8 protein-coding genes are annotated in these 15,509 nt (G+C 66.0%); 2 read left to right on the top strand and 6 right to left on the bottom strand.

All coding sequences use genetic code 11. From position 1 onward, the window contains the following. Both D7T59_RS13805 and D7T59_RS13810 read right to left on the bottom strand, forming a co-directional pair. A partial coding sequence (locus tag D7T59_RS13805; RefSeq protein WP_180882685.1) for a PilN domain-containing protein occupies positions 1-685 on the bottom strand: 685 nt, incomplete at its 3' end. Continuing rightward, a complete protein-coding gene (locus D7T59_RS13810; protein WP_099552984.1) occupies positions 685-1,743 on the bottom strand; it encodes a pilus assembly protein PilM in 1,059 nt (352 codons plus the stop codon). The genes D7T59_RS13805 and D7T59_RS13810, both read right to left, overlap by 1 nt. A gap of 219 nt (positions 1,744-1,962) precedes the next feature. Between D7T59_RS13810 and D7T59_RS13815 the strand changes: the two genes are divergently transcribed. Both D7T59_RS13815 and D7T59_RS13820 read left to right on the top strand, forming a co-directional pair. After that, a complete protein-coding gene (locus D7T59_RS13815; RefSeq protein ID WP_180852664.1) occupies positions 1,963-4,386 on the top strand; it encodes a penicillin-binding protein 1A in 2,424 nt (807 codons plus the stop codon). A 178-nt stretch (positions 4,387-4,564) separates the two neighbouring features. Beyond that, positions 4,565-5,209 carry a hypothetical protein gene (locus tag D7T59_RS13820; protein WP_180852665.1) on the top strand — a complete coding sequence of 215 codons (645 nt, stop codon included), beginning with the start codon at positions 4,565-4,567 and terminating at the stop codon, positions 5,207-5,209. A 14-nt stretch (positions 5,210-5,223) separates the two neighbouring features. On the opposite strand, the gene D7T59_RS13825 is transcribed toward D7T59_RS13820, so the two are convergent. From D7T59_RS13825 to D7T59_RS13840, 4 genes are all read right to left on the bottom strand, one after another. Then, complete coding sequence (locus tag D7T59_RS13825; protein WP_180852666.1) at positions 5,224-8,421, bottom strand: autotransporter family protein; 3,198 nt, start codon at positions 8,419-8,421, stop codon at positions 5,224-5,226. Positions 8,422-8,617: 196 nt separating this feature from the next. Beyond that, positions 8,618-9,367 (bottom strand): hypothetical protein, encoded by a 750-nt coding sequence (locus D7T59_RS13830; RefSeq protein ID WP_180852675.1) that lies wholly within the window; start codon positions 9,365-9,367, stop codon positions 8,618-8,620. 69 nt (positions 9,368-9,436) lie between these two features. After that, positions 9,437-14,740, bottom strand: a complete 5,304-nt coding sequence (locus tag D7T59_RS13835; protein ID WP_180880336.1) for an ESPR-type extended signal peptide-containing protein — start codon at positions 14,738-14,740, stop codon at positions 9,437-9,439. A 66-nt stretch (positions 14,741-14,806) separates the two neighbouring features. Beyond that, positions 14,807-15,505 carry a fimbria/pilus periplasmic chaperone gene (locus D7T59_RS13840; protein ID WP_180852668.1) on the bottom strand — a complete coding sequence of 233 codons (699 nt, stop codon included), beginning with the start codon at positions 15,503-15,505 and terminating at the stop codon, positions 14,807-14,809. Between the last annotated feature and the right edge of the window lie 4 nt (positions 15,506-15,509).

A 15,509-nucleotide genomic window follows, 5' to 3' on the forward strand; every position in this document is an offset into this window, starting at 1 on the left:
CGGCCGGGGCCGCCGCATCGGGGCCGGCGGCAAGCGGCGCCACCGCGGGCGTTGCAGCCGGCGCGGCCGCCACGCTGCCATCGGCGTTCAAACCGGGGGTGCCGGTCTCTTCGCTCTGCGCAGGCAGCTTCACCGTGACCTTGAACATGTACGGCAGCGCCTTGATGTCCGATACCGGGCCGGCCGCACCCTTGTCCGCGGCACTGGCCTGGATGATCGACAGCTCCGGGTTGGTCATCCAGCCGGAGGTTTCCAGGTTGCGCATGTAAGCCGACACGCGTGCATTGGACTGGGTGCGTCCCTCGAGGGTGAGCATGTCCCCTTCCTGCTGCAGGGCGGTCAGCACCACGCCGTCAGGAATCGTGCGCACCAACGCATCGAACAGGTGGACCATCTGCGAGCGCTTGGCCTGCAGTTCCTCGATCACCTTCTTGCGGGCCAGCAGACGGTCCTTCTGCGCGTCAAGGCGGTCGATCTCCTTGTTCTGTTCCTTGACCTTCTCGATCTCGGCTTCCAGATAGGCGTTGCGGTCCATCTGGCCGCTCACCTGGCGGTCGTAGTAGAACCAGATCAGCAGCGACAGCAGCAGGCCACCGATGGCGGCCATGCCCAGCATTGCGTAGAACTCGCGCTGGCGTTGCTTGCGCCGCTCGGCGCGCCAGGGCAATAGATTGATGCGTGCCATCAGTCGAAGCTCCTCAGCGCCAGACCGGTGGCGATCATCAGCGCGGGGGCATCCTGGGCAAGCGCATGCGCGTTCACCTTCGGGCCCAGGGTCATCTGTGCCAGCGGGTTGGCGACCACGGTCGGCACGCCCAGCTGTTCTTCGACCATCTCCGGCAGGCCCCCCAGCACGGCGCAACCGCCGGCCAGCACGATGTGGTCGACACGGTTGAACTCGCTGCCGGCATAGAAGAACTGCAGCAGGCGGCTGATCTGCTGGACCGTGGCCTCCTTGAACGGCTCCAGCACTTCCATCTCATAGCTTTCCGGCAGCCCGCCCTGGCGCTTGGCCAGGCCGGCTTCCTCGTAGCTCAGGCCGTAGCGGCGCATGATCTCGTCGGTCAGCTGCTTGCCACCGAACACCTGTTCGCGGCTGTACAGGCTGCGGCCACCGCGCAGCACATTGAGCGTGGTCATGGTGGCGCCGATGTCGACCAGCGCGACCACGCCGTCGCTGGACACCGGCAGTTCACTGGCGACCAGGGCGTAGGCGTTCTCGACCGCGAAGGCCTCCACGTCCATCACCTTGGCCTGCAGGCCACCGAGTTCCAGTGCCGACTGGCGCAGTTCCACGTTCTCCGAACGCGACGCGGCCAGCAGCACCTGGACCATCTCCGGGTTGTTCGGGATCGCCCCGATCACCTCGAAGTCCAGGTTCACTTCCTCGATCGGGTACGGAATGTAGTTGACCGCTTCCAGCTCGATCTGGGCTTCCATGTCGTTCTCGTCCAGCTCGGCCGGCATCGGGATCACCTTGGTGATCACCGCCGACCCGGCGACGGCAGCAGCGGCCAGTTTGGCCTTGCTGCCTGAACGGTTCATCGCACGGCGGATGGCCTCACCCACGGCCTCCACTTCCACGATGTTCTTCTCTACCACCGCATTCGGCGGAAGAGGTTCCACAGCGTAATGTTCCACACGGAAACGATTGCCGCTGCGGGACAGCTGCAAAAGCTTTACCGCAGTCGAACTGATGTCGACGCCTACAAGCGGCGACTGACTTTTTGGGATGAGCCCCACGGTTTCTCCCCTGCCGACGGGCACTTGGACGCAAGACCTGCGCCCGAGCATTAATAACGTATTCTTAGCAAATGGCAACGGCCCTGCTGTGAAGTTCCTCACGGATTCACGATGCAGCCCCTGACTGTTCCCCTTGCGCTCCCCGGTGCCAACCCCAGCCGCCACCTTGCGTAATCTATACTCTGCGACCACGAAATTCGCAATCGGAATCTGAACCCGATGACTCGACTCCGCCGCTGGCTGCGCTGGATCTTCCTGATTGTCCTGGTCCTGGCGCTGATCGGCGCGGCCGCCGTGGGCGGTCTGTACTACGCTGTGTCCTCCAAGCTTCCCGACGTGCAGACCCTGCGCGACGTGGAAATGCAGGAGCCGATGTACGTCTATGCTGCCGACGGCAAGCTGATGGCGGTGTTCGGCGAGACCCGGCGCACCCCGATCACCATGAAGGACGTGCCGGAGAAGCTGAAGCAAGCGTTCCTGGCCACCGAGGATGCCCGCTTCTACGAGCATGGCGGCGTGGACTACATGGGCATCGGCCGTGCGGTGTGGCTGCTGGCCACCACCAGCGACAAGCGCGTGCCGGGTGGTTCCACCATCACCCAGCAGGTGGCCCGCCAGTTCTTCCTCAGCTCCGAGTACAGCTACACCCGCAAGCTGGCCGAGATCCTGCTGGCGCGGAAGATCGAGTCCGAGCTGAGCAAGGACGAGATCTTCGAGCTGTACCTGAACAAGAGCTTCTTCGGCAACCGCGCCTACGGCGTGGCCGCTGCCGCCGAGTTCTACTACGGCAAGAAGCTGAACGAGCTGGACCTGGATGAGATGGCCTCGCTGGCCGGCATCCCCAAGTTCCCGTCCTCGGGCAACCCGATCTCCAACCCGGAACGTGCCCGCCAGCGCCGCGACAACTACGTGCTGCAGCGCATGGCCGACCTGAAGTTCGTCAGCCAGGCCGAGGCCGATGCGGCCAAGGCCGTGCCGATGCATGCCACCGCACATGAGCCGCCGGTGCAGGTCGATGCCCCGTACGTGGCCGAGCTGGTGCGCCAGGAAATGATCGCCCGCTTCGGCGGTGACGTGGTCAACAAGGGTTACCACGTCACCACCACCATCGACTCCACCCTGCAGACCGCCGCCAACCAGTCGGTGCGCGACGGCCTGCTGCTGTACGACCACCGCCACGGCTGGCACGGCGTGGAGAAGCAGGTGCAGGTGGGTGCCGGCGAAGACGCCGCCGCCCTGGCCGAGCATCTGCGCGGCATGTTCGGCCAGGCCGGCCTGCTGCCGGCCATCGTCGCCAGCACCGGCGCCGATGGCAGCGCCACCGTGGTGCTGGCCAACCGCAGCGAGATCGTGCTGCCGGCCGGTGCCGCCAAGTGGACCAACAAGACCCCGGGCAAGCTGGTACAGCGCGGCGACATCGTGCGCGTGCGCGCCGGTGCCAAGGAAGGCGAATGGCTGCTGGACCAGATTCCGCGCGGCCAGTCCGCGCTGGTCTCGCTGGATGCCCACAACGGCGCGCTGAAGGCGCTGGTCGGTGGCTTCAGCTTCTCCGGCAACAAGTTCAACCGCGCCACCCAGGCCCGCCGCCAGCCGGGTTCGAGCTTCAAGCCGTTCGTCTATGCGGCCGCCTTCGACAAGGGCTACAACCCGGCCTCGATCGTGCTCGACGCTCCGGTGGTGTTCCGCGACCGCCGCGGCAAGACCTGGGCCCCGCAGAACGACGGCGGCGGCTTCCGCGGCCCGATGCGCCTGCGCGAAGCCCTGGTGCAGTCGCGCAACCTGGTCTCGGTGCGCCTGCTCGATGGCATGGGCGTGGATTACGCGCGCAAGTACATCAGCGAGTTCGGTTTCGCCGAATCGGAGCTGCCGCCGAACCTGTCGATGTCGCTGGGTACTGCTTCGCTGACCCCGCTGTCGGTGGCCCGCGGCTACGCCGTGTTCGCCAACGGTGGCTCGCGCGTGGACACCTGGCTGATCGACCAGGTGAACGACCGCGACGGCAACCTGGTGTTCAAGGAAAACCCGGCACTGGCCTGCCGCGACTGCGCCGGCAGCAGCGACCAGCCGGTCAACCAGGTGGTGGACGGCTTCAACTTCGGCGCCCCGGCCCCGAAGGTGGACCCGGCCGACGCGGCCAAGGCCGAAGCCAAGGCCGAAACCCCGGCCGCACCGGTCAACCCGGATGCCCGCACCGCCCCGCGCGCGATCGATGCCCGCACTGCCTACCAGCTGGTGTCGATGATGCGCGACGTGGTCCAGCGCGGTACCGGTGCCCAGGCCAAGGTGCTCGGCCGCGAGGACGTGGGCGGCAAGACCGGCTCCACCAACGACCACCGCGACGCCTGGTTCTCCGGCTTCGGCGGCCCGTACGTGACCACCGTGTGGGTGGGCCGCGACGACTTCCGCTCGCTGGGTTACCGCGAATACGGTGGCAAGGCCGCGCTGCCGATCTGGATCGACTACATGCGCACCGCGCTGAAGGACACCCCGATCGCGCAGAACGACCCGCCCAGCGGCATGGTCCAGGCCACCCTCAACGGCGCCACCGAGTGGGTGAAGGTGGAAGACATGGACCGCCTGACCGACTACGACCTGAACCTCAATACGCCGCAGGCCGACGCCGCCGCGTTCGATATCTTCTGAGGAAGCGCCTGGTTGGCACCGCCTTTGCAGAGCCGAGCCCATGCTCGGCTCCCGGGGCCCGCGGTAGAGCAGCCGAGCATGGGCTCGGCTCTACGGGATCGACGGCAACCGCACATACCCACGCAGATGTCACATCCGTGCGCTAGTCTGTAGCCAGGTCGCAACAGGGAGTCATCGCATGCATCGCGCCCGTCAGCATGCTGCCAGCCAGACCCGCGAGCGGCGCCACCGCCTCGCCCACGAAGCCGCCCGCCTGATGGCCGAAGGCGGCATCCGCGACTACCACCAGGCCAAGTTGAAGGCCGCCAGCCGGCTCGGCATCCACGACGATGCCTCCCTGCCCCGCAATACCGAGATCGAAGACGCCCTGCGCGAGTACCAGCGGCTGTTCTCCGGGCCCCGGCACGGCAACGAACTACAGCGTCGTCGCGAGGCCGCAATGCGCGCGTTGGAGTTCCTGCACGGCTTCTCCCCGCGCCTGGCTGGCCCGGTGCTGGAGGGCACCGCCGACGCCAACAGCCCCGTGCAGCTGCACCTGCACAGCGACGACCCGGAAGCCGTACACCACTTCCTGGAAGACCACCGCATTCCGGCCGAATCGCGCACGCGGCGCCTGCGGATGGACCGCGAGCGCATCCTGGATGTGCCGGTCTGGGTATTCAGTGCCGAGGAACTGACCTTCGACCTTGCCGTACTGCCCTACGATGCCCTGCGCCAGGCGCCGCTTTCGCCGGTGGATGAAAAGCCGATGCGGCGCGCCTCGATCAGCCAGTTGCGGCAACTGCTGGCCGAGGCCGAGATCACCGCCTACATCGGCGGCTGACCGCTGGTGTGCGCTTACCAGTCATAGGCGAAGCCAAGCTGTGCATTGGCTTCCCTGTACCCCTGGTCACCCCGCATCAGGCCAAAGCCACCCCAGGCGTTCAGTCCAGAGCGGAAGGCGATGCGCGCGCCGGCGGTGACTTGATAGCGATCGCGCGCAACGCCTGCGCCCAAGGCTTCGCCATCGAACGCAACCTGCGGCGCGGTGCCCTGGTGGTACCAGTTGGCCGCCAGATACGGGTTGACCGTCGCACCAGATCCCATGCGCGACTCGGCCTGCAGGCGCAGCCCCAATCGCCCCGACAGCCGGTTGGACTGCAGCTGGCGTACTTCGGTACCCGTGTGCTCCACATGCGTGCCCATCTGCGACCGGGTGTGGACCAACTGCAGTTCGGGCTGCAGGCTCAGTGCGGTGGAACCCACGCGGCCCACACCGAAGCGATAGCCCGCTTCCAGCGAGGACTGCCACAGATGGCTGCGATAGTGCTCACGCGCCAGTGCATCGCCATCGACATGGTTGCGGAATCGACCCCGCTGCGTCCACGCATCCACGTAGGCCACGTCGGACGCCCAGTTCGCGTAGACACCCACGGCAGCGCCCTGCACGTCGCCCTGCGCCTGGTAATCGGTCAGCACCGACCGCGCCTGGGTTCTGGCACGCGCAGCGGTCAGCATCACCCCCACACGGGTGCGCGCCGCATCGAATACACCCACGTCGGCGCCCAGCTGCAGCACGGAATGCTGCGACCGCAGGGACAACTGGTTGTCCACGCCAGGCAGCCGCACCTGCCCGGCATGCGTGCGGACCCAGCCCTGCACACCGTCGCCTGTACGGACGCCCCGGTCGTGCGCGCCATGCTGCAACAGCCGGTCCATGGCGATGCGGTTGGCCAGATAGGTACCCGCCTCCGGGCGCAGGATGCGGGGCTGCAACCCCGTGCAACCATCGCCTTCAATCACCTCGCAGGGATCAGGCGTTACACCCGGGCCGTCATCGCACGGCAGCCCACCGAGGCTTTCACGGCAGAGTTCCGGCGGCGGTACCACCGCGCAGCCTGCCCCCTGCGGATCGCTCTCGCAGGGGTCGGGCACGGTGGCCAGCGCCGAGCGCAGGTACCAGCCACCGTCGGCAGGGTCGGCAATGCCGCCCTTGTGCAGGAAATACTCGTAGCGACCCGCAACGGCGCGCCCGGACAGCGAATAGTGCGCGTCCGAGCTTCCTTCCACCTGGATCAGCTGGATACCGTTCTGCGTCTGTGCCCCCAGCCCGCCCACGTTGTTGACCTGGACCGCCGCATCGCCGCGGGTGCTGCCCAGCACGTGCAGGAAGTCGGTCGCGGACGCGTCACCGCCCAGCGCCGCATTGAACACCAGCAGACTGCCATGCGTGTCCAGGTCGCCACCCACCACAAGGCGGTGGAAGCGACCGGCATACCCCTGGGAAAGCTGCAGCGTACTGCGATCAAGCGACAGCGATCCGACCCGCGAATCACCGGTCAGCGTCCATTGGCTGTGCCCGGACAAGGTCGCCTGTGCAAGCACGGTACTGCTGCCCTGCCACCGTGATCGATCGGCAAGGTTCAACCGCAGGTCCACGGCGACCGGGATGCCCGCGGCAAGATCTTCCGGGGTGATCACGATGTCACCCACTGCATCCACATCGCCGCTGAAATCGAACGTGAACGGTGCAGCGAATGCAGCATCGACCTGCGCCAGCACGCCGTTGCCGCCGGCCAGCCGTGCACCATTGCGCGCGGTGAGCTGGCGGGCGCTGCGTATCCACAGCGCACCGTGGCGCTCGGCCAGCAACGACCCACCATCAATGGCCAGCATGCCGTTGTCATTGATCACCGCCGCCCAGGCACCGCGACCCGTCGTGGTCACATCGGTACCAGACAGGGTCATGCCGCCGGCACCGCCGGTCAGCACGCCATGGCCCTTTTCGCCGGACGTGACGATGGAGCCACCGGACAGCGCCACCTGGCCACCCAGCCGCGCCACTGCACCGATGCCACCTGCGCCATGGGTCTGGATGGCTACGCCATCGGCCTGGATGGAGGGCTGGCCACGGCCCGTATCCATCGATGCATACAGGCCGTGCGAGGACGGCCCAAGCGTAGTCAATCGCACATCGTACAGACGGACATCGCCTGCACGGTTGTCCAGCGCTACCGCGCTGCCGGCCGAAGTGAGAATGCTGCCACCGTGCATCGTGAAGCTGGCCGCGCCCAGGTGAACCGCTGCAGCAGTGCCGCCATGGGTATGGATGTCCACCCCATCCAGGCTGACGTCGTCGCCATCGGTCGCGGAAACCGCATGGAAGCCGGTCTCGATACGCAGGTTCTCGAGTTTGGCAACACTGTCGCCCCGCAGCGTGATGCCGCTGCTGTGTTCCGAAAATGCGAACAGTTGCCCCCCGCGCCAGTGCAACGTACCACCATCGACCTCGGCCATCGGCACGACACCGATTGGGTCACCGTCTGCGTCCAGATGGGTGTCAACCAGTACCGCGTTGCCACCGCGCTCCACCCGCAGGCCCTGTGCAGAGGGCCCGGCAAAAAGCAAGCTGCCCTGCAGGCGCAGGCTGCCGCCGCTGGCCACGGCCGCTATCGCACTGCCCCAACCATTGGCACGCAGCACCGATCGGGTCACGTCTGCAGTGGCACCCTGTTCGATACGCAGGGCCTCGGAACCGGCACCGGCCACAGTGAGGTGACTGTCGTCCACCTGCACCTGTGCCCCCCCGGCAGCGATCACCGCCGTGGCTGAGTTGCCCGCGGTGCTGAAGTGCGCACCCTGCATCAGCAGCGATCCGCCATCCACCCGGGCTGCGGCACTGCCAAGGCCGATGGTGGACACCCGCACACCGGTTCCATCGGCGGCCCGCAGCAGCTCCACCCGCCCGCCCGACGCTACCGAGATGGCATCGGACAAACGCCCGTGCTGCGTGCTGACTGTTCCGCCGTGCAGCCGGATCAGGCCACCGGATTCGGCGCGCAGGGCTGCCGCGCCCTGCCCGTAGGTAGTGACCGACACCGGCGCGGCCGCTTCGATGCTGCCGCCATTGAGTGCGAACAGTGCATGACCCGCCGCCCCTGCCTCGTTCGTCTCGTAGCTGCCTGCTGCGTCGTGCGCGCTGCCATCGGCAATCAACTGCGGCAGCGGCGTGCTGGCAACAGCAGGCTCAGGCAGCACACAGGCGAAGATCGCCATGGCCAGCAGATTGCGGGAAAGGGGCCGTGAAGCTGAATGACGGGCAGGGACATGCATGGCGGGGGAGCCCGGTTGAAAAAGGAGGGTGCGCAGTGTCCGTGCAGGCCGGGCCCGATGCCATGCAACAAGTTGCAGATTCGCCCCTCCTTCATCACGTCCAGGCGGACCCGCCGCCCCCCTCCCGATGGCCAATGCGCTACCGCGGCATTCCGCCCCCGGTGGTGGGCCCGGGGCCCAACAGCCACTCCGGCAACCAGGGCGCGGGCGCGCGCCTGGGATACTCCGCCATCATCCGCGCGTGCATGATCCGAAGGTCGTTCAACAACCATGCCTGGTGGTGGATGTCGCTGAACGAATCCGACCAGCCGCTCTTCACCCGCTGGCGTTCGACGCCTTCGAGACTGGGTACCAGATCACGAGGTCCATCCAGGATGGGCTGCAGCGCCCGGTTGATGCCCCTGTTTTCCGCCGCGGCCTCGCGCAGCAGGCTGATGTGCGCCTGCACCCGCGTGCATTGATACGGCACACAGCCATCGGTCGCCTCGATGTAATCGGCGATGTCCGCCAGCAGGTTGGCCTTCAATCGCCATGCCACCTCGCCATCCAGCACCTGCCGCACCCGCATCGTACGCAGTGTACTGGCGCGGATGTCCTCCCCCGTGGTGAATTCCTGGCCCGCCGGGTTGCCAGCGTGGCGCACCATCGCGATGCGGAGGATCACTTCATTGGTGATGCCCTCCACCCGCACTGCCGCCGCCTGCGGATGCAGCCGTGGTGGCGGCACGGTACTGAACTTCCAGTAGTACCAGAGCACGAACACCACGATTGCAAAGCACAGCACATTGGCCAACAGCCAGACATCCACACGCCGGGTGTAGTAGTAATACCGCGCACGCCACAGATAGAACGTGCGGTAGCTGATGAATCGACTTGCCCATCGGTACATTGCCATCTCCTCGGCAAGGGCCCCGGCGCGGCGGGGGTCATTACGCGCAACACGCCGGGGCCGCACTGCTTACCAGCCGATACCCACACCGACGCCGACGGTGCGTTCGCCACTGTTGGTGAACGCGCCGTTGAGGCTGAAGGTGGCCGAGCCCTTGTCGTTGAGCACGCGCTGGTAACCGACGGCCATGGCCGATTCGCCTTCGGCATAGCCCACGCCCGCGCCAAGGCGGTTGTAGGTGGCCAGGCCCGCGGTGTTCATCGCCATCGCGCTCTGTGCGCTGTTCATTGCCGCCATGCGGTTGAAGCGTTTGTCCATCTTGTCCAGGCGGCGCTCGACGCTGCTGATGGCGCCATCGGTGTATTCGTTGGCGCGGGCCAGCATCCTCTCCAGTTCGGCGGTGTCGATCTGCGGCTTCGGCGACGGGCTGTCATCCTTCTTCGACGATGCCGTGGGCGGGCTGCCCGCCTCGTTGGAGGCAACCTGCGGCGTGCCGCTGACCTCCGCAGCCGGCGGTTCATTGGCAGGTGCCGGCGACGATGCCGGTGCATCGGCCGATGCCAGGTTCAGCGACCGGCCCTGCGGCTGGCCGTCCAGGCGGCTTTCCAGGCCGTCCACACGACCGTTGAGCTGCTGCTGCATGGCATGCAGCTGGCCACCGTTGACCGCGTCGCGGCTGCCGGCCGCGATCAGGCCGTTGGCCACGTTGGAAATGACCATGCCCTGTGCGCCGGCCAGGGTCAGCTGTCCGATACCGTCGGCGCGAGCGCCGGGGGTGTCCTGGAAGACGGAGCGGAGCTGCCCTTCCACGCGGTCCATGCGCGAGCCGGTGGAGGTGACGGCGCCGTCGAGCGCACTCAGAGCATCGCCCAGAGTGGAGTGGGCGCGGCCCTGCAGGTTGAAGCTGGGGCCGACGATGGTGCCGTTGGCGTCGACGTGGGCACCGCCGCCGAGGGTGCGGAGGGTGTCGTTGAGCTGGGCTACGGTGGTGGCGTCGTGGGCATGGCGGCCGTTGGCGATGTTTACAAGGCGGCGTTGAAGCGCGCCCTCTCCGAACGACACCGTAAGGGCTTCCCTAGCGATGGAACCACTACCAATAGCTACGCTGTAGGTGGCGCCCGATTGAACCGCGCTGGCAGCGCCTATGGCAATTCCCTTCTCCGCGCTCACCACTGACCTTACGCCCACCGCGAAACCATCTTCCGCAGATTCCATGACATGCGCAGCACGTCCAAGTGCAACAGAGTTCTTGCCTCCTGCGCGGGAGAAACTCCCCAGTGCGACCGCTCCTTCACCTACTCCCACGGCCGAATCACCGAGGGCAACCCCTACCAAGCCAGCTTTGGCTGAAACTCCCGGACCAGCGGAGCCTACCGACAAGAATCTCTGCGAATCCTCCAGATCAGCGAGCTTGCTGTTTGTCGTGTACAACTGCCCACCAGTCACTGCATCGCTGCTCATTGCAGAGCTGATATCCCCTTCCGCCAGACCGGTGACACGAGCACCAGCAAAGTCGATCGGGCCCTGGCGAGCGGAACTCACCCGTTGATCCTGCTGTTCCTTCATCTGTTCGATCTCGCTCTTGTTGCGCGCGATATCCTGCTTGGCCGCATACAGCTGGCTACCGGTAACCGCATCGCGGCTGCCCGCTGCCAGCCGACCGTCGGCGAGGTTGGTAAGCACCATGCCGTTCGCTCCGGCCAGGGTCAGCTGGCCGACGCCGCCGGCCTGGGTGGTGGCGCCGCCTTGGAACATCGAACGCAGCTGACTCTCGACCATTCCCACGCGGGTACCCGTCTTGGTGGTCGTGCTGTCCAGGACCGTCAGTGCATCGCCGACCGTCCGCTGGGTGCCGCCTTGCACGGTATAAGTAGGAGCGACCACGTTGCCGCTGGCATCCAGCCCGGCACCGCCACCGAGGGTGGAGAGGGACTCGTTGAGTTGGGCGACGGTTGTGGCGTCGGATTCAGAGGAGCCGCGTCCCACGTTCACCAACCTCCGCTTCAACCTGTCATTTCCAATTGAGACCGTATCAACTTCAGTTGCGTGCGAGCCGTACCCCAAGGCTACCGAATTGCTGGCGCCGGCCTTGACCTCTGCCCGTCCACCCAGGGCCACGCCACTATCGATCTCAACACGAGAGCTCGCTCCGAGAGCAAACCCCTCCGTTGCGTTATTGGCAACAAATGCAGCACGCCCCAATGCAACAGAGTTAGTGCCCAAAGCTTTGGCGAAGCTACCGACAGCAGTTCCACCTTCATTCGTTGGTGATGCCTCTGCGGATTCACCAATCGCCACACCAAACCAACCTGCTGTCGCGTCTTCGCTGAACTCATCCGTTCCAATCTTGAGGAACCTACGCCCTTCCTCCATTTGACCGATTCGTTCATTGGTTGCAAACAGCTGCCCACCACTAACAGCATCCGTACTCGCAGCCGAACTGATATCGCCATCTGCGATGCCGGTTACTCGAGCACCACCCATCTCGACCACGCTGCGGTCCTCGCTGAACTTCACCACCCCCTCCAGATCCGGCGTGAAGGCATCGAATTCCTGGCGGAGCAGATCCAGATCATCCCGGTTTCCGTCGATGCGGACGGCGTGGGCGGTCAACTGCGACGCATGCGACGACATCGTCTGTCCCTGCACCCGTGCCACTTCATTGGTGGCGAACAGCTGCTGGCCGGTCACCGCATCGGTGCTGCTCGCACTGAGCACGGCGTTGCCCACGTTGTAGATGCGCCGCTTGGCCCCCGACTTGTTTGCCACGTCAACAATCGTTCCGGTGTTCTCCGCGCCCAGGCGGATATTTCCACTTGCCGAGACCTGCCCGACCAGACCGCTCAGCGTGGTCGCCTGCGCTAATGCGCTGTCCGCTGAGGTCTTGGCCGCCGTGGCGGTCGTCTGGGCCGCTGTCGCCGTGTTCTGTGCGGTGGTGACGTTGCTGTTGGTGGCATGCAGCTGCTTGCCGGTCACCGCCTCGGTGCTGGTGCCGCTCAGCGCGGCATCAGCAACGCCACTGATCTTGCGGTTGGCATTCGCCTTGTTGCGTACGTCCAGCACGGTGCCGGTGTTCTCGGCACCGAGGCGAACGTTGCCGGTTGCCGAGACCTGCCCGACCAGACCACCCAGCGTGGTCGCCTGTGCCAACGCGCTGTCCGCCGAGGTTTTCGCCGCTGTGGCGGTCGTCTGTGCGGCCGTCGCCGTGTTCTGCGCGGTGGTGACGTTGCTGTTGGTCGCATGCAGCTGCTTGCCGGTCACCGCCTCGGTGCTAGTGCCGCTCAGCGCGGCATCAGCAACGCCACTGATCTTGCGGTTCGCATTCGCCTTGTTGCGCACGTCCAGCATGGTGCCGGTGTTCTCGGCACCCAGACGAACATTGCCGGTCGCCGAGACCTGCCCGACCAGACCACCCAGCATGGTGGCCTGCGCCAACGCGCTGTCCGCCGAGGTCTTGGCTGCCGTAGCGGTCGTCTGCGCTGCGGTCGCGGTGTTCTGCGCAGTGGTGACGTTGCTGTTGGTGGCATGCAGTTGCTTGCCGGTCACCGCCTCGGTGCTGGTACCACTCAGCGCTGCGTCGGCCACGTTGACAATCTTGCGTTGCAGTGAAGCGCTGCCCACTGAGACCTGGTTGCCGGCCGAGGTCTGCGAGCCGTTGCCCAGAGCTACCGAACCTGCATGGCTGGCCACCGCACGATCACCCAGTGCAGTGGCATTGGCGGCCGATGCGGCGGCCTGATTGCCCACGGCGGTGGCCTGCGCGCCCGCGGCAGCGCTGCCACGCCCCAACGCAGTGGCCTGCGCACCGGAGGCCGTGCTCTGGAAGCCCAGCGACGCTGCATACAGCCCCTGCGCGGACGACTGATGGCCAACCGCTACACTGCGATCCGCCGCGGCATTGGCCTGCAGGCCCAGCGCGACCGCGCCATTGCCACTGCGCGTGCGTGCACCGATGGACACACCGCCATTGGCGCCGGCAACCTTGACGCCATCCTTGTCGACGCCGGCCAGGGCGTCGTAGCCCATGGCCACTCCCTGCCCGTTGTAGGCCTTGGCATTGTGGCCCAGTGCGGTACTGATGCCATAGCTGTTGGTTTCAGCCAAGGCTCCCTCGCCCAGCGAAAGGGCCCGCGCGCGGACGGCCGCATTGACCGCGTCCGCGGTGGACTTGGCCGCTGTCGCTGCCGTCTGCGCGGCGGTAGCCGCTGCGCTGGCCGCGTTCGCCGTCTGCTGGGTTGCATGCAGCTGCTGGCCGGTCACTGCATCGGTGCTGGTGGCACTGACCACGCCATTGGCGATGTTCTGCACCACGCGCTTGGTGCCGTTCTTGTTGGCCACGTTGATGACCGTGCCGGTGTTGTCACCGCCCAGCCGGATGGCACTGCTGGCCGAGGTCTGGGTGACCAACCGCGTGTTCACCAGTGCCTGATCCGCAGCCGTCTTAGCCTCGCTGGCGGTATTCTGGGCCGTTGCCACGCTCTGGTTGGTGGCGTGCAGCTGCTTGCCGGTCACCGCATCGGTGCTTGCAGCAGACAGCCTGGCATCGGCGACATTGACGATGCGGCGCTTGGTGCTGCTGTCGCCCACCGAAACGGAATTTGCTTCATTGGCAATCGATCCACGACCCAGCGCGATTGCACCGTTCGCTGTCGCCTTGGCTTCGTAGCCGATGGCCAGCGCGTCATAGTCAGCGCGTGCCTTCCCACCCAATGCGATGGCGCCCGTCCAGCCATTGGTGCCGGCATACGCATCACCGCCGATGGCGATGCGTGAGATACCGGCCTTGCTGCTGTTGGTACCCGCGCCGCTGCCCAGCGCAATCGAGTTCTCCGAGTAGGCGCGCGCGTTGTGGCCCAGAGCCGTTGTGCCCAGTCCATCGGCCCATGATTTGGCGCCTACGGCCGTGCCGTAACCACCACCACCGACTCTCGCCTCCACGCCGACCGCTACGTTGTGGCTGCCCGAGGAGAAGATGCGGTTGCCGAAGCCCACCGAGTTGTCACCCGACAGACTGGAGCGAGAACCCAGCACCAGCATGTGGTCACCCTCCACGGTGGAGTTGCGGTAGCTGGAGTCGGTCGTGACCGAACTCTGATGGACCGTCTGATAGAGAATCGACGAAGAGGCCGCGATCAGGCCCGCATCGAAGGTACCGGACAGGAAGCTGCGTGCGGATACCCGGGACCAGTCGAAAGACTTTTCCTCCGTGTCTGTCGCGTCGGCAAGCGCACATGGCGCAACAAAGGTCAGCGCCACCGCCAGCGCGGCAGCACCGACTGACTGGCTGGCCTTCCCGCGCGGCGTGGAAAATTCACTGGCAACAACCCAGCACTGTTTGGCCAGACTCCAGATGCGTCGATAGATCTTGTTCATGGAAACTCCTTAACAGAGGAACCGAAGGAAACGCCGTGGCGTTCCGGCCACGGCGGTATTCAGCGGTCAGGGGGCGAAGGTCTTCATGTGTTCGCGATAGCCATCGCGGGTGAGGCGGTAGCGCAGCTGCAACGTGCTTCCGGCCGATGGCACGAAGGGCAGCTGCAGGGCGCTGCCGGGGTACAGGCTTTGCGAGATATCGTGCGCGGTGCAGCGGCTGCCCTGGCATTCGGCGATGCTGGTGATGCCCAGGCGCAGGGTGCCGGTGTTGCGCAGCTGGTCGCCGTCCATGCGGAAGTCCACGGTGCCGTCATCGGGCAGCACGTTCACCAGTGCGCCCCAGACCAGGCTGACACCGACATTCGCCTGCGCAGCCTGTCCGTTCAGTTCAAGCGGCGTGTCTTCCGGCCCACGCACGCCTTCGAAGTACACCCGGTAGGCCGTTTCCCGGGTGACCGGCTGCAACGGAATGACACGGATCAATCGATTGCCGCCGCCGGCCAGGGCGAACTTGCCGGGCGTGATCGCGATGGCCGCCTCCGCAGGCTCGATCTCCACCTCGCTTTCGTCGGCCTGCGCTGCGTTGTCGATGCGGCGGATCGAGGCCTGCACATATTGCGGCTGGGTGGACTGCGAGTAGACACGGATGTTCGTGCCTTTCTTCACCTCCACCGATGCGCGCATGGGATGCACGGTGAGATTGGCATGCGCGGGCAGCGCCACCGCAAGGGCAAGCGACAGCATTCCGAATGTCATCGGTTTCATTGGG

This window comes from Stenotrophomonas maltophilia (assembly GCF_013464915.1).
Taxonomy (GTDB): domain Bacteria; phylum Pseudomonadota; class Gammaproteobacteria; order Xanthomonadales; family Xanthomonadaceae; genus Stenotrophomonas; species Stenotrophomonas maltophilia_AT.

Excerpts from the sequence above, each read along its gene's own strand:
- D7T59_RS13820 (WP_180852665.1), top strand. The coding sequence starts at position 4,565 with ATGCATCGCGCCCGTCAGCATGCTGCCAGCCAGACCCGCGAGCGGCGC.
- D7T59_RS13830 (WP_180852675.1), bottom strand. The coding sequence starts at position 9,367 with ATGTACCGATGGGCAAGTCGATTCATCAGCTACCGCACGTTCTATCTG.
- D7T59_RS13815 (WP_180852664.1), top strand. The coding sequence starts at position 1,963 with ATGACTCGACTCCGCCGCTGGCTGCGCTGGATCTTCCTGATTGTCCTG.
- D7T59_RS13825 (WP_180852666.1), bottom strand. The coding sequence starts at position 8,421 with ATGGCGATCTTCGCCTGTGTGCTGCCTGAGCCTGCTGTTGCCAGCACG.
- D7T59_RS13835 (WP_180880336.1), bottom strand. The coding sequence starts at position 14,740 with ATGAACAAGATCTATCGACGCATCTGGAGTCTGGCCAAACAGTGCTGG.
- D7T59_RS13840 (WP_180852668.1), bottom strand. The coding sequence starts at position 15,505 with ATGAAACCGATGACATTCGGAATGCTGTCGCTTGCCCTTGCGGTGGCG.